This window comes from Staphylococcus sp. GDY8P57P (assembly GCF_017892585.1).
In the GTDB taxonomy this organism is placed as follows: domain Bacteria; phylum Bacillota; class Bacilli; order Staphylococcales; family Staphylococcaceae; genus Staphylococcus; species Staphylococcus borealis.
This window is the reverse complement of record NZ_JAESLK010000026.1, coordinates 18957-27017: the sequence shown is the minus strand read 5'-3', so window position 1 is coordinate 27017 and position 8061 is coordinate 18957. Positions and strand designations below refer to the sequence as shown.

Below are 8061 nucleotides of genomic sequence, written 5' to 3'. Positions count from 1 at the left end.
CTCAGTACTTGGTTGTTCTTCTTTTGTTGTATCCTCAGTACTTGGTTGTTCTTCTTTTGTTGTATCCTCAGTACTTGGTTGTTCTTCTTTTGTTGTTTCCTCAGTACTTGGTTGCTCTTCTTTTGCTGTTTCCTCAGTACTTGGTTGCTCTTCTTTTGCTGTTTCCTCAGTACTTGGTTGCTCTTCTTTTGTTGTCTCCTCAGTACTTAGTGTTTTTTCTAATTCAGACGACTGTGAAGAATTTTCTTTAACAGAACTTTCATTATCAAAACTTACCTGACCTGTAGTATTCGATATTTCATCTGCTTTTGCTTCATTTCCAATACCAAATACTAATGTAGCACCAATTAATAGTGAAGCTGTTCCAACAGTGAATTTACGAATTGAATATTTATTTAGTCTATTTGGCAAAAAATCATACTTTTTTCCTTTCATTTATATTCCTCCCAATAATTGCAATTTAGAATCACTTAATCTAAGTATACAACATTAATAAGGTGAGTCAATATAATTTTGCTCAACAGAATTAATGTTTACTTGTAATTTACAAAAATAAAAAAATGACTTAAACTTCAAGCAACTATATAAAGTTTATCAATATAATAAAGAAAACAATCCCGAAAATTTTATTACATACAAGCAAGTAAAACCTGTTGATTCCAAGTATTTGAATGTAAAGCATAAAGAAAGTAGCTAGATATACATCAAATGAACCAAGTATAGATGAGTATAGTGAATGTACTGATAACAAATTATTAGATTTTTTCATTATTGATATATTAAACAAACTCTACCTTCCAAGTTTGAATAAAAGAATCAATCGTAAAATTGTAACTTACAATATACAAAATAATGGTGAATCGAAAATTCGTGAAAAATTAAGAAAAAAAGAAATTGGAAAATATCCATAAGCTATTATCTCTATAATTCTTTAAAACTTGATTTAACTTACTGAAAGACTCGACTGACCTTTTCATAAAACCTCTCCAACGGAAACGTTTATCTCCTATTTATATTGTATATCTTATAGGGAAAAATTAGTAAATATTATTGAAAGTGAGTAATACTATGATTAAAAATAAATGGAAAATAGAAATGTGGTTTCGAAATTTTAGTTATTTTATACATAAAATTAATTCAGAATTCATATTAGAAGAATACTTAGAGGATTATTTACCTAAAGAATACCGACCAAATTTTATATGTGGAAAAGCTCAACCTAGCGAAACTATATATGTAAGCTATTTTATAAATCAGGATGAACAAACTGTGGAGCAACATACTGTGGAATGTGACAAAACTGGTTTTTTTATAGATGAAATCCCTAAACATTTTTTAAAAAATAAAATGCATTATTTTATTGATAGTCAAAGTAAAATTGATATTAAAGACTTATTAAATGAATTTATTGATCAAGGTACAGCCATTTTGAATATATTAGATTTAAATGTCCTAGAAACATATTTTAACGATTACTTGGAAACAATCAACCATACAACAGAATTCGCTAAAAAAATAGCTAACAAAGCTATGAAAGAAATTCGAAAAAATATTGAGTTAGAGCAAATTAAACAACGAGTAAACTATATTAGAAATGAAGATCAAGTCTCTTCTTTAGAAAACTTTAAGGATTTAAAGCATACGATATTAAAACAACATCGAGATTTATCGTTAGAAAATATTGATGATATTATAATAAGCGACTTTTTAACAAGATACCTCATTTATAAAGAAAAGCAAGATTCATATGTAAAAAAAGATATCTCAAGTATAAATAAATCTCAGTATTTTAAAAAGTTAGTAATCGAAGGTTTAATTAGAGAAAGAAAGAGTAACTCTCAATACTTTGAAATAGCTAATAGTATCAAACCTTCATCTCACAATAATAATAGCTTAAATCAATCTGATGAAATAGATCAATTTAGACAGGCTGTAATTGGTGTTTCTCTTAATCTATACGATCATAATGATACTTACTTCAAATTTATCCGTAGTATTATGAAAAAAAGTTCACGTAAAGTTAATTTAACAATAGACGATATTATTAAATCTAAAAATAATATAGATAAATTTATGAAGAAAAATAAGTTAATTAGTAATAATGAGTTATTTTATTTAACAACAATTGAAGATACATTTCATTTTACATTATTCACTGCTATAACTGATTTAATTGATAAAGTAGTCAATGTTTCAAGTCGTATTATCGAAGAAGCATCTCAATACGATATATTAATTGCCTTACACAGTTTGAATAATTTAAAAAATGAGTTGAATACAATAATAGATAAACACGAAGAAAATTTAATTCGTTTCGAAAGTCTTATTAATGGTTATGTAAGAAATACTCAATTAAAAATATTAGTTCGCAATACAATTGAACAGCACCCAGAACTAACAATGAAAATAGAAGATTCATTAATTTCAAACCTTAAAGATTATAATATTAGTGAAATATATAGTAGGGAGACTTTTAATAACGATTACAATGGTATTCTTGATAAATTAATGATTCAGGTAATTAATGATTTTTATAAATTACGCTTAAAAAAATTGAATAGTGGATCTAAATTATATTATTAGCATACTTTTTTAAACTCAACGATTTTTTTCGTTGGGTTTTTTAATTAACAAAAGGTGTAATACCAATGTCCTAATATTTTCCTCTCAAATTTAGAACTTTATATCTCAGTATAGATATAAGATACAAAGGCATCATTTAAATGATGACTAATGTACAAAGGATGATCCAAATGAATAAAAAGAGTTTCCACTTTTTATTGTTAAAACGCAAAGTTTTGGGAATAGCTTTCAATTTGAAAACAGGTGCTGTATTTACATTTAATGATTTGAACCTTGCGTCTAATGTTATTTGCTCAACAGCAGTCCAACAAGATGTTGGGCGTTGGTTCGCATATTTTATTAAACATACGCCAAATGTCCCATTTATCGTTATCGGTAAGGATACTCATGGACACTTAGCTTATCTTAAAACAGGTCCTAATCCACACCATAACAGCAACCCTTCGAAAGGAGGTGTTCGCTAATGAGTCATCATGTCTTTTTTAAACGATTTCCATACCATATAGATTCAATGGGATGTCATAAAACTATTCCACCTAAAAAAGATGGAGATGAGGAAAAAGTGGTGACTATGTCTAGTTGTATCACTGTTGAAGCTAAATTTTGGCATGCCTCAGAAAACACAGAAAAGATAATTATTTCTAACGGTAAGGATAAAGAACATACATTTGAATCTGATATTTTAACAACTCGAAACTTACCTTCCTTGATTAAATATGGTTACAGTATCAATGAAAGTTATATAAGAGATTTGAGCTATGCACTACAGTTAATGCGCGATGAACTGCCCACTTCTGATTTATATGATGGCTCGGGCATCATAGAAACACCCCACGGTTACATTGTAATGGTAGATACCGTTTACACATCTAAACAATATGATCAGTTAGCATCTTTAGAGCCTATTGTCGATAGTGCTTATCTATTAGAGCCTAAAGGGACATTTAAAGATTGGTTAAATATGTATATGAACGAAGTCAAAGGTCATCTTCTTCTAGAGTTAGCGGTCGTATTTGGAATTTCTGCCTTAGTGACAGCCTTTCTGAAGCATAAACATGAAATCGAATTTGCAGGAATTATCTTTAGTTTTACAGGTCAATCCTCAACCGGCAAATCAACAGCGGCAGCTTTAGCGGTATCCGTCGCTGGAAATCCAACCAAAGGTAATCAAACACTTTTTCGAAGTTGGAATGGCACACGTAACGCTCTTGAAGGTTACTTGAGTAACAATTATGGCATACCTATGGTATTTGACGAGCTCTCCTCAGCAACTTTTAAAGATACAACAGGGTTATTGTACTCTATCGCTGAAGGTCAAGGGCGTCAACGTTCCAATGTACATGGAGAAGTTAAAACGCCTAAGAATTGGGGCACTTCTGTGATTTCAACCTCTGAATACAGTATCTTTACTGATTCTGCTCAAAATGATGGTTTACGCGTGAGAACTATTGAAATTAATGAACGGTTTACTAAAGATGCAACAAATTCTGATAATATTAAAAAATCTGTGGCACTAAACTATGGTCATGTTTTACCGTTAGTAGCTAAATATCTTATCAACCGTGAAGATGAAGTCATTCAATGGTTTCAAGATGAGCATCATTGGTTTAAAGATAAATTGAAGGATGAAAAAAATAATACTGGTATTCGTATGTTTAAGCGCTATGCGGCTATCACTACTTCGGCCAAGATTCTAAGTCGTGTTTTAGCTACAGATATTGATATCGCTAAAATAAGAGACTACTTTATTGATTATCATGGTCATACAGTCTCTGAACGATCACTAGCAGATAAAGCGATCGAAGTCATTACGCAATTTGTAGCACAAAACCGTGGTAAGTTTTCTGATGACAAAGCGTTAAAGAATATGATTGAGAATTATGGACTAATTGCCTTAAAAGATGATTATATCGAAGTCAAAATCATTGCGACTGTATTTAAAGATATGCTGAAAGAACAGCACTTTCAGGATGTCAACAATGTCGTGAATGCACTAAGAGATAAAGGATTTATCGAATCTGACCGTGATCGAATTACGACAAAACGAACAGTCAAAGATAACAATGGCAAGAAACAGTCGCTTGTCTTTTACCATTTAAAGTTAGATTCAGAATATGCGTCTATTTTTGGTCTAACTAAAGATGCTGAACCTATTAAAGCTGAAATTAACTTGGATAACAAAAAGATACTTGAATCATGGAAAAAAAAGAACGATGATTTAATTGATTTTTAATAACTTAAAGATGAAATCGTACAGGAGTAGATAAAATGGATGAATTGATTGAATTACTAGCTGATTTAATCGTTGAAGAGTTACAGAACGATAATTAATCATTGCGGTCCAACGTGTTAAAAGCACGTTGGACCTTTCATTCGAATTTACTCACAAATATATATTATCTTTTTGGAGGTGTATAACATGGAAGAAGCGATTGCTTATGTACGTCAAAGTACACTCAAACAACAAAGTTTAGCGACGCAAAAATCGCTTATTATGGATACTGCTAAGCAATATGGATGGTCTAATGTGACGTTTTATGATGATAAGAAAACAGGTCGACATACAAAACGTTCAGGTTATCAAAGGATGGTAGAAATGATTACGTCTGGAAAATGTAAAGTATTGTGTTGCTATCGTCTGAATCGACTCCATCGTAATTTGAAAAACGCTATACAATTCTTTGAAATTTGTAAAAAGCATCGCGTCACAATCATCAGCGTGAATGATGGCTATTTTGACTTATCTAAAGAATTTGATCGCTTTCGCCTAAACATACTTATGAGTCTAGCTGAAATGGAGTCTAATAATATCAGTGAACAGACACGAAATGGAATAAGAGAAAAAGCCAAACAAGGTAAGCTAATCACAACTCATGCACCTTTTGGCTATCGTTATAGACAAGGTCATTTTGTTGTACATAAAGAAGAAGTCCATACAGTCAAAGCAGTTTATCGCTGGTACTTACAAGGTCTAGGCTACAAAAAGATTTCCCAACATCTAGATAACCATCCTAAGCTTACTCCACGTAAGCCCTATCAAGTTAGAAATATTCTCTTGAACCCTAACTATTGCGGTCGTGTCATCAATAAGTATGGAACATTTAATGATTTAGTCCCTTCTATTGTCGACATTGATACATTTGAAGAAGCACAGCAACGTCGCTTGAATAAACATCATAAACAATATATTTCTGAAAACAAATTAAAGAAGCTACTTAGATGTCCTTACTGTCAATCAACATTAACAAACTTAACGATAAAAAAAGAGAACTATTCTCTACGTTACTATGTTTGCCCTAAAAATATGAATGACGCTTATCGTACATGCCCATTTAAAAGTATAAATGCATCAGAACTTGAAAGTGAAGTACTCGACACTTGTAAAAAGTATTTTGAAGAACAATCGTTTCATAATCGATTGAATGACACAATACTCAAAGTCCTAAAACAGCAACAAATGAAGCATAAAGAAACCCATCTAACACAAGAACAACTCATCGAAAAGCTAGCTCAAAATCGTATTGATGTAAAAACGTTCAAACGTTTATCTTCTAGTTGTAAAAGTGAAGAGAATTACTCTACTTATTCAACCTACCAAATCGATGACAAATTAAAATATGTCATAAAAAATAAAATAACTTTACAGGATATAGCACCTTTTATCGATTGCATCAACATAACTCAAACTAAACAATTACAAGGAATCTACTTTAAAAATAGTCCACTCAATATCGTTGAACAATCACACTTAATAATATCTGAAAGGAATGAAGTCGTATGAAACAACTCAAAAAGAAACGTATTGGATTATATGCACGTGTATCAACTGAAATGCAGACCGATGGTTACAGTATTCAAGGTCAATTGAACCAACTTACAGAGTATTGTCAATTTCAAGGCTATGAAGTTGTTAATGAATATACCGATCGTGGTATATCGGGTAAAACAACGCAACGCCCTGAACTGCAACGTATGTTAAAAGATGCAAACGACGGTAAGTTAGATTGTATTATGGTCTACAAAACCAATCGTTTAGCTAGAAATACCTCAGACTTACTAAATATTGTCGAAGAATTGTATAAGATTAATGTCGAATTTTTTAGTCTAACTGAAAAAATAGAAATTGCCAGCTCAACAGGTAAATTGATGCTCCAAATTCTTGCTAGTTTCTCTGAGTTTGAAAGAAATACAATCGTAGAAAACGTTTATAACGGTCAAAGACAACGTGCCATTGAAGGTTATTACCAAGGTAATTTACCTCTAGGCTATGATAAAGTGCCTGATAGTAAAAAAGAGCTCATGATCAATCAACATGAAGCGAATATTGTTAAATATATTTTTGAGTCATACGCCAAAGGGCACGGTTATCGTAAAATTGCGAATGCATTAAATCACAAAGGTTACGTGACTAAGAAAGGGAAACCGTTTAGTATTTCATCCATTACCTATATCATCTCAAACCCTTTTTATATTGGAAAGATACAGTTTGCGAAGTATAGACACTGGAGCGATAAGAGACGAAAAGGACTCAATGAAGAACCGATTATTGCGGATGGTAAGCATGCGCCTATTATTGATAAAGCCTTATGGGATAAAGTACAGTTTAAACGCCAAGAGAGTCGTAAGAAACCACAAGTTCATGGTAAAGGAACCAATCTACTGACTGGGATTGTAAAATGTCCGAGTCCGAAATGTGGCGCAGCAATGGCCGCAAGTAATACAACTAATACTTTAAAAGATGGCACTAAGAAACGAATCAGATATTACTCATGTAGTAATTTTAGAAACAAAGGTTCTAAAGTATGTTCAGCCAATAGTGTTAGAGCAGATGTATTGGAAAAATATGTTATGGATCAAATATTGGAGATTATCAAAAGTAAAAAGGTATTGAAACAATTGGTTGAAAAAGTAAATGAAAGAAGTCAAATAGACGTCTCTTCTTTGAATCATGATATTGCCTATAAACAGTCACAATGTGAAGAACTAAAAATCAAAATGCATACACTAACGAAAACGATTGAAGACTCACCTGACTTAGATAGTATATTAAAACCAACAATACTTAACTATCAAGATGAATTGAATCAAATAAATAATCAAATCCATCAACTAGAACAAGATAAACAAGCGGAAGCTCCACATTATGATGCTGATATGATTGCCAACATACTACAAACAATATTCAAAGATATAGACAAATTAGAGAAATCTCAATTGAAATCACTATATCTAACAGTCATCGATCGCATTGACATCAGAAAAGATGAGCATCATAAGAAGCAATTTTATGTTACGCTTAAACTGAATAATGAAATTATCAAACAACTATTTAATAATCATCCACTTGACGAAGTGCTCCTTAGCACTTCGTCTTTATTTTTGCCACAAACACTGTATCTTACTATTTAATAAAAGAAATGAGTATAAATATTAACTAAAATAATAAATAATTAAAAATATAGTAGATACGATTATAAA

Annotated in this window: 7 protein-coding genes and 1 pseudogene; 7 read left to right on the top strand and 1 reads right to left on the bottom strand. The window is 31.3% G+C overall.

The annotated features are described in order from the left end of the window. Window positions 1-435 (bottom strand): YSIRK-type signal peptide-containing protein (locus tag KA878_RS09890; protein ID WP_210142150.1); only part of this gene is annotated, 435 nt, incomplete at its 3' end. Between the two features lie 184 nt (window positions 436-619). Between KA878_RS09890 and KA878_RS14535 the strand changes: the two are divergent. The 7 genes and pseudogenes from KA878_RS14535 to ccrB all read left to right on the top strand — a co-directional run. Continuing rightward, window positions 620-697, top strand: a pseudogene (locus tag KA878_RS14535) (hypothetical protein); the annotation flags it as partial. After that, complete coding sequence (locus tag KA878_RS14530) at window positions 681-911, top strand: DUF6038 family protein (protein ID WP_312883969.1); 231 nt, start codon at window positions 681-683, stop codon at window positions 909-911. The pseudogene KA878_RS14535 and the gene KA878_RS14530, both read left to right, overlap by 17 nt. A gap of 157 nt (window positions 912-1068) precedes the next feature. Next, a complete protein-coding gene (locus KA878_RS09885) occupies window positions 1069-2583 on the top strand; it encodes a hypothetical protein (protein ID WP_193839841.1) in 1515 nt (504 codons plus the stop codon). A 170-nt stretch (window positions 2584-2753) separates the two neighbouring features. Then, window positions 2754-3047, top strand: a complete 294-nt coding sequence (ssb, locus tag KA878_RS09880) for a cassette chromosome ssDNA-binding protein (RefSeq protein ID WP_193839840.1) — start codon at window positions 2754-2756, stop codon at window positions 3045-3047. Next, a complete protein-coding gene (gene cch1, locus KA878_RS09875; protein WP_193839839.1) occupies window positions 3047-4816 on the top strand; it encodes a cassette chromosome replicative helicase in 1770 nt (589 codons plus the stop codon). Before ssb ends, cch1 begins: the two co-directional genes overlap by 1 nt. 186 nt (window positions 4817-5002) lie before the next feature. Then, complete coding sequence (ccrA, locus tag KA878_RS09870; protein WP_193839838.1) at window positions 5003-6364, top strand: cassette chromosome recombinase CcrA; 1362 nt, start codon at window positions 5003-5005, stop codon at window positions 6362-6364. Next, window positions 6361-7992 carry a cassette chromosome recombinase CcrB gene (gene ccrB, locus KA878_RS09865; protein WP_193839837.1) on the top strand — a complete coding sequence of 544 codons (1632 nt, stop codon included), beginning with the start codon at window positions 6361-6363 and terminating at the stop codon, window positions 7990-7992. The genes ccrA and ccrB overlap by 4 nt, the downstream gene beginning before the upstream one ends. Window positions 7993-8061: the final 69 nt, after the last annotated feature.

Coding starts and splice junctions, on each gene's coding strand:
- ccrA (WP_193839838.1), top strand. CDS start 5,003: ATGGAAGAAGCGATTGCTTATGTACGTCAAAGTACACTCAAACAACAA.
- ssb (WP_193839840.1), top strand. CDS start 2,754: ATGAATAAAAAGAGTTTCCACTTTTTATTGTTAAAACGCAAAGTTTTG.
- KA878_RS09885 (WP_193839841.1), top strand. CDS start 1,069: ATGATTAAAAATAAATGGAAAATAGAAATGTGGTTTCGAAATTTTAGT.
- ccrB (WP_193839837.1), top strand. CDS start 6,361: ATGAAACAACTCAAAAAGAAACGTATTGGATTATATGCACGTGTATCA.
- cch1 (WP_193839839.1), top strand. CDS start 3,047: ATGAGTCATCATGTCTTTTTTAAACGATTTCCATACCATATAGATTCA.